Origin of the sequence: Pseudoalteromonas sp. B131b (assembly GCF_037162545.1) — a bacterium.
GTDB classification, from domain to species: domain Bacteria; phylum Pseudomonadota; class Gammaproteobacteria; order Enterobacterales; family Alteromonadaceae; genus Pseudoalteromonas; species Pseudoalteromonas fuliginea.
Genome location: NZ_JARLUZ010000001.1, coordinates 102,442 through 118,986, shown reverse-complemented (window position 1 = coordinate 118,986; position 16,545 = coordinate 102,442). Strand labels below are relative to the sequence as shown.

The 16,545-nt window shown below is 36.2% G+C and carries 12 protein-coding genes; 3 read left to right on the top strand and 9 right to left on the bottom strand.

Translation table 11 applies throughout. The features are described from left to right. Positions 1 to 196 precede the first annotated feature (196 nt). Entirely contained in the window at positions 197 to 1,240 is a 1,044-nt protein-coding gene (locus P4S65_RS00595; protein WP_033038098.1) for an acyltransferase family protein, read from the bottom strand. A gap of 383 nt (positions 1,241 to 1,623) precedes the next feature. On the opposite strand from P4S65_RS00595, the gene P4S65_RS00590 reads away from it, so the two are divergent. Next, positions 1,624 to 2,625 carry a metal-dependent hydrolase gene (locus tag P4S65_RS00590; RefSeq protein WP_337119360.1) on the top strand — a complete coding sequence of 334 codons (1,002 nt, stop codon included), beginning with the start codon at positions 1,624 to 1,626 and terminating at the stop codon, positions 2,623 to 2,625. Positions 2,626 to 2,697: 72 nt separating this feature from the next. On the opposite strand, the gene P4S65_RS00585 is transcribed toward P4S65_RS00590, so the two are convergent. Further along, positions 2,698 to 3,006: a hypothetical protein gene (locus tag P4S65_RS00585; RefSeq protein ID WP_007378459.1), complete on the bottom strand. Its 309-nt coding sequence runs from the start codon at positions 3,004 to 3,006 to the stop codon at positions 2,698 to 2,700. 440 nt (positions 3,007 to 3,446) lie between these two features. On the opposite strand from P4S65_RS00585, the gene P4S65_RS00580 reads away from it, so the two are divergent. Beyond that, positions 3,447 to 4,817 carry a linear amide C-N hydrolase gene (locus tag P4S65_RS00580; RefSeq protein WP_096793678.1) on the top strand — a complete coding sequence of 457 codons (1,371 nt, stop codon included), beginning with the start codon at positions 3,447 to 3,449 and terminating at the stop codon, positions 4,815 to 4,817. 141 nt (positions 4,818 to 4,958) lie between these two features. Here P4S65_RS00580 and P4S65_RS00575 read toward each other — a convergent pair whose 3' ends face one another. The 6 genes from P4S65_RS00575 to P4S65_RS00550 all read right to left on the bottom strand — a co-directional run bounded on the left by P4S65_RS00575 (position 4,959) and on the right by P4S65_RS00550 (position 11,585). Next, complete coding sequence (locus P4S65_RS00575) at positions 4,959 to 5,843, bottom strand: IS982 family transposase (protein ID WP_096793677.1); 885 nt, start codon at positions 5,841 to 5,843, stop codon at positions 4,959 to 4,961. Positions 5,844 to 6,323: 480 nt separating this feature from the next. Further along, positions 6,324 to 8,504 (bottom strand): GAF domain-containing hybrid sensor histidine kinase/response regulator, encoded by a 2,181-nt coding sequence (locus P4S65_RS00570; protein ID WP_337119359.1) that lies wholly within the window; start codon positions 8,502 to 8,504, stop codon positions 6,324 to 6,326. Positions 8,505 to 8,800: 296 nt separating this feature from the next. After that, positions 8,801 to 9,478: a DUF799 domain-containing protein gene (locus P4S65_RS00565; protein ID WP_007378466.1), complete on the bottom strand. Its 678-nt coding sequence runs from the start codon at positions 9,476 to 9,478 to the stop codon at positions 8,801 to 8,803. A gap of 1 nt (position 9,479) precedes the next feature. Then, positions 9,480 to 9,827 (bottom strand): DUF4810 domain-containing protein, encoded by a 348-nt coding sequence (locus tag P4S65_RS00560; protein ID WP_007378467.1) that lies wholly within the window; start codon positions 9,825 to 9,827, stop codon positions 9,480 to 9,482. After that, positions 9,827 to 10,507: a CsgG/HfaB family protein gene (locus tag P4S65_RS00555; RefSeq protein ID WP_337119357.1), complete on the bottom strand. Its 681-nt coding sequence runs from the start codon at positions 10,505 to 10,507 to the stop codon at positions 9,827 to 9,829. Before P4S65_RS00555 ends, P4S65_RS00560 begins: the two co-directional genes overlap by 1 nt. Before the next feature lie 307 nt (positions 10,508 to 10,814). After that, positions 10,815 to 11,585, bottom strand: coding sequence for a DUF1223 domain-containing protein (locus P4S65_RS00550; protein WP_033038107.1), 771 nt, complete (start codon positions 11,583 to 11,585; stop codon positions 10,815 to 10,817). A 176-nt stretch (positions 11,586 to 11,761) separates the two neighbouring features. Here P4S65_RS00550 and P4S65_RS00545 point away from each other — a divergent pair, with 176 nt between their 5' ends. Then, positions 11,762 to 12,439, top strand: coding sequence for a glutathione S-transferase family protein (locus tag P4S65_RS00545; RefSeq protein WP_033028864.1), 678 nt, complete (start codon positions 11,762 to 11,764; stop codon positions 12,437 to 12,439). A 234-nt stretch (positions 12,440 to 12,673) separates the two neighbouring features. On the opposite strand, the gene P4S65_RS00540 is transcribed toward P4S65_RS00545, so the two are convergent. After that, positions 12,674 to 15,727 (bottom strand): hypothetical protein, encoded by a 3,054-nt coding sequence (locus P4S65_RS00540; RefSeq protein WP_337119356.1) that lies wholly within the window; start codon positions 15,725 to 15,727, stop codon positions 12,674 to 12,676. Positions 15,728 to 16,545 lie beyond the last annotated feature (818 nt).

Sequence of the window (16,545 nt, the reverse complement as noted above, 5' to 3'; positions counted from 1 at the left end):
GATAACACCATGCTCTCAATTAATGGCACCGTAACATAAGCACTCCACTTTACTGTTAAGTTACTTTTTTAGTAGGCGGTGTTTGGCATGACAAATTTTTTACTTGAAATCCAAAAGGACCAAACCTTGAGGAACCCCACATTTTTATCCGAACGACAAGTACTCACCACAACCCTTATTTAATTGTACCAATACGTTAGGTGCCGATTAGCTTTCGTGAGTGTCGCCCTATTGGTTTCTTTATTAGCCATGCGAAGGCCATCGTTGCACCGACACCAATAATCATATTTGCAATACCTAATAAGCCGATAATGAAAGCATCTCGATGACTTTGAATATAGTCTTGCAGGCCCATAATTAGAAAACCAACGAAGAAAACATGGTAAAAATAAATAGAAAACGAATATTCACCAATGTTGCATATGGTTTTGGGTAGACGTGTTTCAATATTTTGAAGCCACTTTAAGAGTAGTAAACAAGCTAATATTTTTTGAATGTAGAAAAGAGTTTGTCGAGATGAATACCACCCATCTACTTTATATTCATTAATATATTGGGTAAGGATGGCTGCGCTGATCAAGGCAATAAAAGCGATTAACCACGTTTTATATTGATTGACCTTAGCCATTGTCTTTTCGTAATGACTCCCTATTATCATTCCGAAACAATATGCACCACAAAAATACACCAAACTCTGCATGCTTAGAAAATCAGGAAAGGCGCTGCGGGATATAACCAAGGGCACGCATGCAAGAAAAAACATCAGCTTTGGTGTGCGTTTATTCACAAAATCTAGCAATGGTGTCAATATGAAAAGTACTAATAAAATCGGGATGTACCAAAATTGAATAGCTGCGGTTCCGGATACTAGGTTTGTGGCGACTGTGATAATAAACGATATATCGGTTGCTGCACCATCAGCAAGATAATATTGCCAGTACACAGCTGTCGCTATTGTGCTTGCGGCAACATAGGGTAAAACAACATTTAGTATTTTACTCTTATAAAATGAAATCCACCCTTTATTCTGTAAAATTTTACTGAAAAGTAATCCCGAGATAATGGCGAAGTATAGTGTGCTGCCGTGAAACAATAGTTCAGTTGAGTAAAAAAGCGTTTTTAAACCGAGGGAATCTAAATCGCCAGTCCAAAAAATAGCAAATGACCACGCATGTGCTGCGACAATACTTAAAATCGCAATGCCTCTAAAGGCTTGTAAATGAGAAATATATGAAGACATAGACAAAAATCATCGCTCGTTAAATATACGTTATAATTATGTTACTGTTCAGGTGGTGCGATAGATACCCATTACATACGTATTCAGGGCTTATAAATTTAAACGAGGTAAATCTTACTACTCCAAATTTATGCCAAAATGCCACCTTGAGCTTTTTGTATCTTGCCTTTTCATTTTATAACGCAGCGATTTAGTGTCTTTTAATTGCTAATTCAAACACGATGCAATAGATAATGAGTCGCTTGAGGGGTCTCACTTTGCGTCTTTCTCGCTAATGTATATTTTACCAAACCCAACAAGTGCCTATTTTTTAAGATCGACAGAGCCTGCGAAGCAGTACATTATAATGCGTGCTTTAATTGATTTGAAAAAAGGGGATTTAATTGGATTCACTCACACAAGTGGTGCTTGGCAGTGCAGTTGCTTATGCAACATTGGGCAGTAAATTAGGTCGCAAATCTTTATTAATTGGGGCGGCGTTTGGCACTTTACCAGATTTAGATGTGCTAATTAATTTTGGTGGCGATGTTGAAAATTTTGTTTATCATCGTAGCTTTAGTCATTCTTTGTTTATACAGCTGTTATTGAGCCCCTTATTTGCGTGGCTTTTACTCAAAATGAATTGGGCTAAATGTATAATGATGACGCGTTGGTCGGCTGGCATTTTTTTAATTTTAAGTACGCATTCATTACTCGATAATTTTACCGTTTACGGTACGCAGTTGTTATGGCCGTTGTCGACATATCCTTTTAGTATTTCGAGTATATTTATTATTGACCCTGCGTATACTTTGCCTCTTGTGTTGTCTTGTATAGCGCTGTGTTTTGCACGTATGCGACCGCATGCACAACTTATAAACACGAGTGCGTTAGTCATTAGTTCGTTGTATTTAATTTGGGGCTTTGCGGCTAAATACCACATTAATAGTAAAATTTATCAGGCGCTGAATCAAAAAAATATCACATTCTCACATTTTGAAAGCACGCCGACTCCGCTTAATACTTTGCTGTGGCGCGCTGTGGCTATTACTAAGCAAGGTCATTATGAGATTTATGTATCTGTGTTTGATGAAGTTAAAAACGTTGATATTCAATTTTACCCTACAGAAAACGCATTGCTAACTAAGCTCAATGATGCAAAGCAGATCGTGTTATTAAAACGATTTACCAAAGGGCTGTACGGTGTTTATCAACAAAATGAACAGGTTGTTATTAGTGATTTAAGAATGGGGGTAGAGGGCAACTATGTATTTTCATTTGTGGTTGCTGAACAAAAAGATCAGCAGTTGATCCCAGGGCAATATCAGAAGCTCAGTAATCGATTGCCGCTAGATAAGCTTAAGCTGGTTTTTGCTCGTATTACAGATCCAAATATCGATTTATAAACGAGCGTGGCAGTATCCACTTTTTTAATCATGGGTTTTAGTTGGGATTGCTCACTATTACCTAAGCCTAATTTAGTCATCAGGCCCTTTGAGCGTAAATATTAAATGCTTGCGCATATCTTTTAAAATAACGCCTTTTTTAAGCATTTCGCCACTTAAGCGTTTTTGCCATTTTAATAAATTTGGCTCTGCGGCCGCTAAAGCTTGCTCGCTTTCAAACTGAAAACACAAAAGTAGTGAACTTGGAAATAAATGATATTGAACATCAAACCAGCATTGCAGCATGCCAGGTAGCTCAGCGCGGCCTAGTTCTTCTAATTTTTCAGCTGTATTAAGTACAAGTGCTTGCTGTTTTATTTGCACCGCAGAGAGTTTTTTCATTATTAAAATCCAAGTTAGCGGCTAAAAAATGCAGCCGGAATGGGGGCATTATACGCAAGCTTGTAGGTTGGTAACAACACCCAGCAAATACTGATGATGATTTGGTATAAGTATGTATTTGGGTGTGAGTTCGTAAAAGTAATTTTTACTACAGTGACGCAGAAGATAAACCTTATTCAAGCTTTTTCTGCGTTAGTTTGACGAATCTTTAGTTTCTGGCTTTATTAGGTTTTTTGTTGTTTTATTTAAAAGTGTTGAGGCCGGTATAAGTTGATATTTATATTATGGCGAGATGAAAAGTCAGCGCTTTAAACTTTGTGTTCCGATCTTGTGTAATAAGCTGTAATAGGTCTTTGTATTAATAGCTGTTAACTTAAATCTTACTGAAAAATATAAATACAGTAAATTTTATTTTAATAGTTAATATAAGGAAAATCACGATGTGTACAGATTTCTCAATTAAAGCCGTAAATTCTAATTTTCAAAAAAGTATTCCAGTGATAGGCCGTTCAATGGAGTTGGGGCCAGATTTAAAATCAGAACTATTTTTTAGGCCTAAAAAGTATATATATAAGCAAATTACCTTAACATCGAGTCAGTCAGATTTACAGGATGACTCTGCACAATTTGTACTTCGTGACGATATTGATGTTATTAATAAACACCTCCTTGCTTGGACTGGTGATTATGGCTTTGTTGCTATGAATGGGTTTAAGCTTGCTATAGCTGAAACTTTAGGTGTAGAAGAGACATTTGCGAATATAGCCACTAACGGATTAAACACAGAAGGCTTAACTACCGGATCTATGGTGTTAGCACAAAGTGAGTACCAATATCCAATATCAAAAACTTGTAACAATCAAGATATTATTTACTACCCTAGCCTTCCTGCGTGGATATTATCAAGTTGTAGCACTTGCCAAGATGTTATTAATGGATTGGACTATGACAAATTGGTGTTAAACAAAGGTGGATCTGATTTAAAAGAATGCGATTCAGATAAAAAAGATAAAATTTTAGTTGTTAGTCCTTTTTCTAAAGCTCCAAATGCAATGAAGTTTCATTTTCCTGTGCATGATGCTGAAGGGAATAGCATTGTTTTAGAATATGCTCAAGGGAAGCTAACCATAACAGACCTTAATCCAATCGGTGTTCTTACTAATGATCCTTTAATTGCTTGGCAACAAGAAAATGTTCGTTATAACTATGTAAATGTAATGCCATTTAATTTTCAGAATGAACAAGGAGAGCCAACGACACCGAGTGTAAGTGCATATGAAAGTGCAGCCTCTAATTTTCAGTGTAACTCCTATGCGCAAGGAACTGGATTTTCAGGTGTTCCTGGAAGTTCAACACCTGTTGATCGTTTTGTGAGAGCGGCAATGATGACTAATTTTTCATTTCCAGTTACACAATTCACGTCCCAATATGAAATAGATGAAGCTAATGATTTTAAGTCTAATGTAGCCAAAGATGCTGAATTAATGAAAGAAGTGCCCTCAATAAACAACAATATTAAAGTAGGAAAAGAAGATGCGACTACGCTGGCTTTTCATATATTAAACACGGTCGATATTCCATTGGGAACAAGTCGAGATTCACAAGGCGAAAATGTCCATGATTTCACACAGTGGGTTACTGTATCTGATTTAAAAAATAAAATATTTTCAGTTAGAATGTACCAATCACCGCAAGTATTTAGCATTAATTTGATGGAGTTAGAGCTTGAAGGTTTAAAAAATTACACTCATCAGTTAGACACATATATTAAATCTATGGATATAACAACCCAATTAAATAAAAACTCTTAATCTTATATTTGAAAAATAAGTGCTAGATAGGTTTCATTTTAAAATTAATAATAGTTCGTTTTTTGAATTCCTATTTAGCACGAACTCTGGCTGAAATTTACTAAAATTTTGAATTGTGATGATATTTAACCTGAGTTCTGCTTAAGCGATAACTAATGCGTTAAGCTCTACGTCAGTTAAATTAAGGTGTGGCTTATTTTCTTTAAAGCAATAAGCTACCAATCCAGCGACTAAATTCAACATAAAGCCGTTCATACTCCGATGTCTTGAATGTTCAATGAAGGATATGTTCTTGAGCTGGTCATTAATTGTTTCGATTATAAAGCGTTTTGAAAGCATTGCTCTATCCCATAATGACATCGCTTTTGCCTTCATATTTTTGCGAACCGTCGTAATGAGCTTTACCCCTTTATCGAGTAAATCGGCTTCTAAAGCTTTACTTAAATACCCTTTGTCACCATATAATTTATCCGTCAGGCAGCTCGCTAATTCACGGACTGGTTGAGTATTATGTACATTTCCTGTTGTCACTTTCGCAGCAACAATTTCACCATGGTGATTAACGATTAAATGTAGTTTGAAGCCATAAAAGCATCCCATTGTTCCTTTGCCACGCTGAGCTATTCCATCAAAGGTTTTGTGTCTTGGAATACGAATGTTATGGCACACCTTAATACATGTGGAGTCAATGAATTCAACGCCTGTGGGTTTACCTTTAAGTGAAGTGAAATAGGCACACATCGGCACAATTACCCTCGGCATAACGGCTAAAAATCGTGTGTAACTGAGCAAGTTGGGAAATTCACTTTTGTACATAAGTGATACATAGCCAAGGTAGTAATTTTTGAAATCTCGGTGATGTGACATATGAAAACTAATAACAATAGTCATAATTTCACTGGTCGTCATACGTCCTGAACGCTGACGTTTTTGGGTGCCATCTTCGAATAATTGTTTTTCCCATTGGGGTATAAATACTTTGCAAAAATCATCGACATCGCAAAATAATTCAACTAATTTAATCATGCCTGTTCCTTGCTTATCCAATCGTTTTTGGTCGAAAGATCGGATCTCGGAACAGGCATTTAGTTCAATTTCTTAAACGAGATTCAGGTTAACTACTGTATATAACAAAGCACCTGTTAAAAATAATTTTAACAAAGCTCACTAATTGGGCTGAAAAAGTATCAGCATAGTAAATAAATGTAGCAGTAAAGTAGGAATAAAAATATTTCACTTTATTGCACGACATAGCTTCGCTTTGATTTTTCCAAGTTTAAGCACGGGCCTTTGTAATGCTCTAAACTGCCGTATTATTGGATTGAGGTTAGCGCAGCTTTATTGTAGATGTCGCTTATGAAAGCTATCTTTTTAAGTGGTGAGTTAAGCGAGTTTATGCGCTTTTTTATAAAGCTTATTAAGATTTAAAATAGGTTGCTTGATTAGTCATCTTTGCGAGCCTTATATCGCTATGTTTATTAGGGTGAAGCAGGCTATAAATAAGTCTTATAAAAGTTTAAGCTGCTTGGATAAAAACAAGGTTGTTACATCAGCTACTTTAATAAGTGACAGTTTATCTGCATGGCTCCATGAAATTTTTGAGCCAACACTTTCACAACAAATAACACCTAGCGGTTTGTTATCAATAAAGTAGATGTAATCAAGCAAGGAGTAAATGTTTGATGGTTCAAAATAAACCTTGGTTAAGTTTTTAGTGATTTCGTGGTTTCTCGCATCTGATGCGTCTAATACTTTATGCTCTAAAATATAGTCAAAGTATGCAGGAAAGTCTTTAGCTTTTAAAACTGCATTACTTACTATCTCATTTTTTTCATCAAGGCAAATTAAGCTATTAATGGCAGTATAGTCGTGATTAAACAACCAGAGACTGACTCTGTCGGCATTTGAAATTAACTTTTTTAGCTCATTGCATATCTGTTTTAGCTTACGTTCACTCGTAATGTTTGGGTTACTAACTTTAACTGCTAAATTTTTGAGATTTGAGTTTTTTGGATTATAAACATTGAGCAAGCTATTTAAATGCTCTTTATTAAATGGCTTCGTTAAATAGCCATCCATACCAATATCTAAATAATGTTCAATATCTGGTTTCATGGTGTTGGCTGTCATGGCAATAATTGGCGTTGTTTTATCTGTTTGTTGCGCTCTAATTATCTTAGTGGCTTGTACTCCATCCATCACTGGCATTTGAATGTCCATAAAAATTAAATCAACATGGTTGGCAAAAAAGTAATCAACGCATTCTTTGCCATTTTCGGTAAATATTACTTTCGCATTATGAGCTTGTAGCATTTTACTTACGACAACTTGATTTACTTTATTGTCTTCGGCAACCAAAATAGTGCACCCTTGTAAATCGGTTATTTCTTTATTTGGTCTTAATAATTCATCGAGTTCTGATGTTTCAAAGCTTTGTTGGTAAGTAAATACAGAACCTTTATCTTCTTTACTCGTGAAGTTGATTTTGCCATTCATTAAATCACTTAGCTTGGTGCAAATAGAGAGACCAAGTCCCGTGCCCCCGTACTTTCTAGATGTAGATGAATCTGCCTGATGAAACTCTTGAAATAAATTTTGCTGTGCAGCTTTACTAATACCAATACCCGTATCGATTATTTCAAATACAATATTTTGCGTGTTTAAGAGGTTCTCCTTTACAGTGACTTTAAACTCTACCTGGCCTTGTTGTGTAAATTTAATCGCATTTGAGCATAAGTTATTTAAAATTTGAGAAACTCTGACAGGGTCGCCTTTTAGGGTTGTAGCGATATTTTTATCTATAGATGGAATAAATTTTATGCCTTTATCTGTGGCTTGCTTCATTAGTGGATTAATTACATTGTTAATGACTTCGCTCAGGTTAAAGTTAATATTCTCAATATTTAACTTACCCGCTTCAATTTTTGAAAAGTCTAAAATGTCATTTACAATATTTGAGAGTATATTCGCGGAGCTTAAAATACTCTTTAAGGCGTTATCTTTTTGTATATTTGAAGTCTCTGCTAGTCCAAACTCAGCTAAATTTAAAATGCCGTGCAGCGGAGTTCTTAGCTCGTGCGACATATTTGCTAAAAATCGACCTTTTAGAGTGTTAGCTGTATCAGCTTCTTTTTTTAGTTCTTCAAGATTTTTATTATGTATTTGTTGTTGTTTTAATGCAGTGGCCAGCTTTCTGTTGTTTAACCTGAGCTCAAGTTGTGCGATAACTTCTTTGCCAAGTATTTTCAGTGCGTTAATTTGTGTTTGAGTTAGCTTTTTTGGCTGGTCGCTGATAACACATAATGTACCAATTGTGCTGCCACTAGGTGTAACTAGCGGTGTGCCCGCATAAAACCGAATGTTTGGATCACTGGTTACTAGAGGGTTATCATAAAAACGTTCATCAAGTAGAGCGTTTTGTATTTCAAATACTTGGTCTTGCAGTATTGTATGAGAGCAAAATGCGATATCTCTTTCGGTGGAGTCTACATCGATACCATACTTTGATTTAAACCATTGCCTTTGTGGATCAACTAAGCTTATAAGTGATATGGGGGCTTCACAAATATCAGAAGCAAGTTGAGTTAAATCATCAAATACTTTTTCGGCTTCAGTATCTAATATTTCATACTCGTAAAGGGCCTTTAATCTAGATTCTTCGTCAGCTGGTATTTGTGCTTTTATCATAGTATTGCTCAATATTTATATAGATTCACTATAAGAGTAATTTAGTGATAATGACAACTTTAACATGTAAATCAGGCTAATAAATAGATTCTGTATTTTGCTACTCCATTATTACTTTTTTGAAATGTTTTTTCTATTGTGACTAATATTGGTTTTTAAACTCGTATTTTAAAATCTGCTCTAAATACTTAAAAGTAACTTTGCTAAGCTTTTTAGCTAAGTAAGCTGTTATTAAAAAGGCCGAACCCCATTTAATGGTTCGGCCTTTTCAAACTTTAGGTTAATAACAATAAAAGTTATTTTTTCTTTTCGCTTGGTGCTGGTTGGCCATAATTAGGTGAACGAGGTCCATATAACAAGCCGTTGTAAACATCTGAAGAAAGTAAGCGTGTTGAAGTCATTGCTGCGATTTCAAAGCCTTTATCGGTTACAGTTTCAGCAATTTGATTAATTGCTGCAATAACAAGCATACCTACAAGGCCACCACCGCCATTACTTTGTTGTTCAGCGGAAGAGGCTCTTGCTTTACCTTGCCACAATTGCTCGCCAGTGCGTAAATCAACTAATGAAGCAGATACAGTAACAGCAGTTTCGCTAGAAATAACAACATAGCTAGTACCGTATTCTTCAATAGTGATGTAAAGCGCAGAGTCTGCACCAAAAATCTCATGTAATTTATTTACCGGTACTTGGTGCACGTCGCTTGCAACAGTGAGGCCATTACCTTTAAAGGTTTGCTCAACTAAAGCAACAGGAAAAACATAGAAACCCGACTCAGCTATGGGCGCGACCATTTGAGTCATCACACTGTATGGTGCAATTACTTCCGGTGTATTATTTAGCGGAGGTAAAATAATAACAGAGTGAGGGTCTGCTTGTTTAAATGCTGTGTAGTCATGTGCTGGTGGAGGTGAAACACAACCAGCGAGTAATGCGACTAATGCGATCGCTGTGTATGATTTTAAATTAAGCATATTAAGCGCCTTTCGCAGATTTTAGAAGGAAGTCGATGTAATGAACTGATTCTGGGAAAAGTGATTTCTCAGTTTCGAAGTGAGTAGTACCTAATGAAGGATTACCCGTTTCAAAATACAGCATACCTAGGTGAGCATGTAGGCCAGGCGCAACATTCTTACTTTTGTTTGCGGCATCGACAATAATTTGCTCAAGCATACTAATTTGCTCTTCGGCTGTTACGTCATCTGCTTTTAAATAGGCGTATACGGCAGTGCTATAGTCGCCGTAATAGTAAATAGGTTCTTTCGTTGCGTTACAACCTGTTAGGGCTATACAAACAAATGCTAAGGTAATTAGCTTTTTCATTATTTATTGCCCCATTGGCCAGCTTCAAGACCAGTAACTAACTTGTTAACTACTTCACGAATAGCTAGGTCAAGTACTTTGCCATTTAATGTGGCATCGTATGAAGCTGTGCTACCAAAACCAATAACTTCACGTTCTGATAGGCTGTACTCACCAGCACCTTGTACTGAATAAATAACTTCTGATGTAGTAACATCCACAACATTAAGCGTTACTTTAGCATAAGCAATTTGCGATTTACCTTTACCCAATAAACCAAAAAGTTGGCGATCGCCAATAGCTTTACGGCCAAACTCTGTTACATCACCAGTTACAACAAATTTAGCACCGCTAAGAACTTGTTTTGTACCTGTTAACTTTGCTTCTTCTGCAAGGGCTGCCATATTGTCGCGATCAAGCACACTAAAGCGATTTGTTTGTTGTAAGTGGCTCATTAGTGTTGTTTTTGCTTGGCTGCCTAAACGGTCTTGGCCTGATGAAAATATACCATTTTGAAAGCTTGAACGGTTTACAAACTGACCTACGACTAGTTTGCTTTTTGTACCTGAGTAGGTTGTGTTATAGCTAGCAACAGTTGGTGTTTCTATTACTTTTGATGATGTTGTAGCACACCCAGCTAAAAAGGAAGCTGTAATTGCAGCGATTACAATTGTTTTAATGTGGCTTTGGTTAATTCGCATAAATTTTTGTCCATATAGATAATTGCAGAAGTTTTTATTGATAGGCGCTTGATTTTTATACTTATAAGTCAATTACTTATTTCAAGAGTCCATTCAACTTACTTTATAAACAAAAGTCGATGTAAATACAATGTTATTTATGTTTTATGCAGGGTCAAGCAAGAATAATTAATAAATCACTCTCAATAATAAAACTAAATCATTGGTTTTTTCGGTGGTTTACAGCCTTATGGCTATAATTGATATGTAGCCACTTAATTTACATATAAAGCTGTTAGTTAAGGTTTTATTTGAGTCAACTAAAGTTTTAAAACCAATCTGCTGCAACTTGTAGTGGAGTAGGGTCACCTTTTTTAGATACCCAAAACACTAATGCTTGCTTTGTTGGCGATATTTTTTTAGCGCGAGGCAGGGTTAAGTCAGTTAATGATAATTGCTGCTTAGTTTGCATGTTACTTTGCTCGTAACCTATAACGACAAAGTCGTGTTTTAACTTATGGCCTGCGTTTTCGCCGCTGTGTATTTGTGTTTCTATACCAAAGCCTAACAGAGCTACATGAGCTGTTAAGTTTTGGTTAGTATCATCTTTGGTATTAACGGTATCGTATTCGAGGTTAATTTTACTGTTGTTTATAGTCGCTTTTAAATTACCTAAATAAGGGGTTTTAGTTATAGGTATGGTTTGTTTATAAAACCAACCTTGCCATCCGCTGCCGTTAACCATAAACCCGGGTGTTGCTACAATACGGCTTTTACCTAAGGCTTTATAGGTGCGTTGTCTTTTACTAAAAACAGCAGAGGCAAAGGGGTCTTTCCATCCTAAATAATCCCAATAAGTAACATGAAAATTAATAGGGATTAAATCAGTCCATAGTTTTTCATCATCTGTAAACGTTGAGATCCAGCGCTCTGCTGGTGGGCAGCTACTGCAACCTTGCGATGTGTAAAGCTCTAAAAAGGTAGTTGGATTAGCTGTACTTGTAATGGTTACTTGCTCAGCAGCTTGGCTTTGAGAGCAAAATATTATTAACCCAGCCAATGCTGGAAAAAGCGATTGAGACAGTGTTTTAAAAGGCATGTTACTTCTCGAAAAGATTTATACTGTCTGTAGCATAAGTGATATTTGTAGATGAAGTATCACGAAATACTCACAATTAAATCACGTTTTAACCGTATATTTATCTATTAAAAACTTAATTTGAACACCCGCTCAAGTTGTGCTTTAATCATTGCTCAATTATTGAGGGACTTTACATGATTAAATTTTATTTTCACCATACGCCTAACCCAATGAAGGTGGCACTCTTTTTAGAAGAAACAGGCTTGCCGTTTGAGCTTGTTCCTCTTGATACTTTGAAAGGTGAGCAACATACACCTGAATTTAAAGCAATTAATCCAAACGCTAAAGCGCCAGCAATTGTTGATGGTGAAACGCGTGTGTTCGATTCGAATGCTATTTTAATGTACCTTTCTGAAAAATATGCAAAGCTAGAGGGGAAGGCCGATGACCGCGCTGAAATGCTGTCGTGGTTAATGTTTATTGCATCTGGTTTGGGTCCGTATTCTGGGCAAAGTGTACACTTTAGACATATGGCGCCAGAAGGGCTTGATTACGCGGTTAATCGATATTTGCGTGAAGCACAGCGTCACTACGAAGTGCTTGATACGCACCTTGAAGGTCGTGACTTTATTGTGGGTGATACATATACCATTGCTGATGTATCTGCATGGGGGTGGATTGATAAAGCGTCGGTTGTATTAGGTGAAGAGGGCTTAGCGCCTTATCCTAATCTTAAACGTTGGTTTGAAAGCATTGATAGCCGCCCAGCGGTTGCACGTGCACGCGTAATTGGTACTGATATAGCCTTTAAAAAAGAGTTTGATGAAGATGCTAAAAAAGCATTTTTCCCTTCCAATTACCCTAAACAATAACTATAGTAAGCGAGCTTATTATGGGCCGCTAGTTAACCTGAACTCTGGATAATAACTCTACCTCAAGCAACTATTTTCAGCGCTCACTGCGTTGAATTTACTTGCAATAGGTCAGCTATTGACGCGTAAATTCGCCTTGTTTTCACTGAAAATCTCTGGCTAGAGAAAATAAATTTAAATATCAATATAATTCAGTAGGTTAGTAAGTATCTTAACCAGAATTCAGGTTAATTATCAAATTTTAATGATTTCTCTATTGTTGGACTGATTACTTAACGTGATGGTCGTTAAAAATAGTGAACTCTCATGTTCGATAGAGTCCTCTAGTAAAATACAAAAAATAAGTAAACGCGTATTTATTCCTGCTTTACCCCATCCTAATTTTGAGAATAAATCATCTATCAGGTTTTGCGTTATGCTTTTAACCCCAATCCAATAATCTAAGTCTTCTTCCAATTCGTGAGTGAGTTTTAGTAAGGTTTGATTTAGTTTTTCTAGCGTTTCAAAATGGTTTGTACTGGCATCAAATGCTTTAACTGCTTTTTTTACATTTTTTAATGTTGTTGGAAAACGCTTTAGCGCTCTTGCAGCTTTTCCAATGGTTGTAAGGCGTTTAGCTACTCCCTTCCACGACTTATTTGCATTGGCACCATTTTGAGAATCAGGGACAAGCGCAAGATAGTCATCCCATTTATCTGTATTTTTTAAATCTTTTTTAATACGACGGTAATCAACGGTTCTACTAGAATCCCCATCTAATAAATGGTCAAACAATATACTTAGATCATTATATGATTCATCTTTTAGGGCATATAAATGCAGTATATTAAAAATAACTTTCCTTTCAAAAGGCGAACCACTTTGTAAGTAAATTAAATAACGTGCTGCATTATGATATAGCTTATCGCCATTTAGCTGTTCAAATTGTGCATAGACTTCATGCCCAGAACGCATCGTCATTGCTATGACGCTACTAGTATAAATGTTGCTGTTTTCAATACTATGTTGATAACGACTAATTGCGACTTTTATATTTTGCTCGGGAATAAGTATGGGTACATCTATTGGTAAAGAGTCGGCATGACGGTGGGTCGACAAATCAAGGGAATCAAAGAAGTCTTCAATCTCTCTTAAATTGTGCAGTTTGTTATCTTGATTTGTATACTCAAGTGAAATAGCACCATTAAACTCGGGATCTAATGCTGATTGCGCAACACCAAAGATGATTCCTAATTTTGCTTGTCTGGATTCTGAAAGCCCTGATGCAGTTCCTTTAATGGTGTAATCGTGTTTAACATATAAGTTACCATTGGCATCAACTTCAACCGTTAAGTCTCGATTAATATCGCGTACTTTACTTATATCAAAGCCAATAATGTTTAGGCCCAGCCGAGTTGAACTATTAAGTGCTGTTTCAAACCGTGTAGTGATAGGTATTAAGTTTATTGCACCCGCTCTGTTTAATGCTTGCATAAGTAATGAGGCTTTTTTCCCATCGCCTATCGCTAAACAGCGGAATAAGGTTTGTACTTGTTTATTTTCTGGTTGTAGGATTATTATTTTTAATTTTTGAAGTTCGAATAAACGTTGTTGTTTAATCGATTCTAAATTAAGACCAAACTTAATGTTGGCTGCTTTTTCTAATTTTTCAGTGATGTTCTTTTTAAATATCTGGTATCGATTTATTACACGATTAAAATTAGCTTCTATATTTTGATCAAAATTAGCAATCGTCTGTGCTACGTCATCGCCGAGCGAAGCGATAGGTTTTAGTTGGGAAGCTGTTTTCTCTTTTAAATCGTTAGCAAACTCATCCGCTTTCTCACGAAGTTTTTGCTGTAATATTTTTATTTTTTCAGACAGATATTTTTCTGACTTGTGCTGAGCAGCCATAAAAATAGGGTCAGCATTTGATTGCACAACACCAAATAAACTCAGTAATCTATTAATTATAGATGTTGCTAAGTCGTCTGGGGCCGCTTCTGTTGAGAGCAATGTCTTATTGAATTGCACGATTAGCTCATCATCAAGTAACTTCTTAATTACATCATCGATCTCATTTTGTCCTAGTGTGATTTCGGCTATTGGCTTGTACCATGTATCTTCATCAATTGTATGTAATATGTCATCAACCAAGATTTGGCCAGGGTTACTGTATTCCTCAAGCTTACTAACCAGTTCATTACCTTTACCAAGCAGCATTTCTATGTACTGTTTGGCGAGTGCATCCATTCCTTCAATTTCTGCTTCAAGTGCTAGTTTTAAGGTGTTTTTTGTCTGCTCTGTTTCTCTTAAAGTTAGTAATAGTTCTATTTGCTGTTGATCATTACGATATACATCAAGTTCCAAGTCACCAGCTATTTCTTGGCGCCTTGAAAGTGAGACTGCTACGGAGGCGTCTACTCCAATAAGATGCCCTTTAAGATTTGTTTTTGAAGCGAGCGATTTTCCAATTTCTAATTCGCCAGATAATATTAGAGAAGATGCCATTTTAATTGAAAATGCACGATATCCCTCTCTAGCATCACTACTAGTACGCTTGACTAATTGAGTGTTTATATCGTTCAAGTTCCAAGGGCGAACTGGTTTTTTAAACATACTCCACAGGGTTTTATAGCTAGTAGTTTCTTCATTTACTTGGTAGTACGAATCAAACTCCACACTACCTGATTTATCTAAACCGGCACCTATTTTAAAAATATTAGCAGAGGTTGATGTTGATACATTAATATCATAGGCAGCTTTTACATCTTGATTGACGAGGCAAAACCCATTTGGAAGTGTTTTGGATAAAAATGTTGGGCGCTTTGTGTCATTTAAAACAGAGATACTAAATTCCCCGTAGGCACCAGCTGTTACACCAACACTAAGTTGATCAATTTTTGATTTGTGCTCTTTAGTAAATTCAAACTCTTTTTTTAATCCGTTAGTTTGTTCACCAATTGGTGTTTCAAGAACAGACCAAAGTTGAAATGCTTTATAGGCTTCTTGATAAATTTCAGAGCTTTTAATTTTTTTTATTTGTTCAGCTGAAAAAAGTACGACTATATTTTCAATGACCTTTTTTATTTCCTCGACTAGGTCATCTATATTGGGGTCTTTAATAATTCCATAAGCACTGTTAACCAAAGTAATAATATCAGAAAGCTTAGTGCTATTTGCTTCATCAATATTAAAGTACTTTTTTAAATTTGCGGCAGAAGATAGGCTTTCGAGTAAGTCGTGGGCTTTAGCTGGTGCTAAATATGAGGAAGGAACAACGCGATCAAGTGATGTTAGTGATATCATTTTAAAAATCCTTTTGATTTTAGTTTATATTTTATTGATCACCTTTTATGCGACTACATCAACTGTAACCTAGAATAAATTGCTGTTAAATAAATGGCAAGGCTATATTTTAAACAACATATTGATTGAATCATAAGTGCTTAATTTTTGGTTATAAGCGTAACTAGAATAAACGATTTAATTAAAAGCTGCGCTTTTCACGCGAGCAAGCTCGGCGTCTACAATAAATATTAAACCCCAAGTTTAGCTTTACCTGTAGGCGTACAGCTTGCTGACGCGACGAGCAAAGCTCGTAATGTTTTTTGGTTGTAAGCGTAACTAGAATAAACGATTTGATTAAAAGCTGCGCTTTTCACGCGAGCAAGCTCGGCGTCTACAATAAATATTAAACCCCAAGTTTAGCTTTACCTGTAGGCGTACAGCTTGCTGACGCGACGAGCAAAGCTCGTAATGTTTTTTTGGTTGTAAGCGTAACTAGAATAAACTATTTAATTAAAAGCTGCGCTTTTCACGCGAGGAAGCTCGGCGTCTATAATAAGTATTAAACCCCGAGTTCAGCTTTACCTGTAGGCGTACAGCTTGCTGGCGCGACGAGCAAAGATCGTAATGTTTTTTGGTTGTAAGCGTAACTAGAATAAACTATTTGATTAAAAGCTGCGCTTTTCACGCGAGCAAGCTCGGCGCTACAATAAATATTAAACCCCGAGTTCAGCTTTACCTGTAGGCGTACAGCTTGCTGGCGCGACGAGCAAAGCTCGTAATGTTTTTTGGTTGTAAGCGTAACTAGAATAAACTATTTGATTAAAAGCTGCGCTTTA

Bases quoted from the DNA above. Each gene is read 5' to 3' on its own strand.
- P4S65_RS00560 (WP_007378467.1), bottom strand. From the start codon at position 9,827: ATGAAAAAGCTAATTACCTTAGCATTTGTTTGTATAGCCCTAACAGGT.
- P4S65_RS00555 (WP_337119357.1), bottom strand. From the start codon at position 10,507: ATGCGAATTAACCAAAGCCACATTAAAACAATTGTAATCGCTGCAATT.
- P4S65_RS00570 (WP_337119359.1), bottom strand. From the start codon at position 8,504: ATGATAAAAGCACAAATACCAGCTGACGAAGAATCTAGATTAAAGGCC.
- P4S65_RS00595 (WP_033038098.1), bottom strand. From the start codon at position 1,240: ATGTCTTCATATATTTCTCATTTACAAGCCTTTAGAGGCATTGCGATT.
- P4S65_RS00550 (WP_033038107.1), bottom strand. From the start codon at position 11,585: ATGCCTTTTAAAACACTGTCTCAATCGCTTTTTCCAGCATTGGCTGGG.
- P4S65_RS00545 (WP_033028864.1), top strand. From the start codon at position 11,762: ATGATTAAATTTTATTTTCACCATACGCCTAACCCAATGAAGGTGGCA.
- P4S65_RS00580 (WP_096793678.1), top strand. From the start codon at position 3,447: ATGTGTACAGATTTCTCAATTAAAGCCGTAAATTCTAATTTTCAAAAA.
- P4S65_RS00575 (WP_096793677.1), bottom strand. From the start codon at position 5,843: ATGATTAAATTAGTTGAATTATTTTGCGATGTCGATGATTTTTGCAAA.
- P4S65_RS00540 (WP_337119356.1), bottom strand. From the start codon at position 15,727: ATGATATCACTAACATCACTTGATCGCGTTGTTCCTTCCTCATATTTA.
- P4S65_RS00565 (WP_007378466.1), bottom strand. From the start codon at position 9,478: ATGCTTAATTTAAAATCATACACAGCGATCGCATTAGTCGCATTACTC.
- P4S65_RS00585 (WP_007378459.1), bottom strand. From the start codon at position 3,006: ATGAAAAAACTCTCTGCGGTGCAAATAAAACAGCAAGCACTTGTACTT.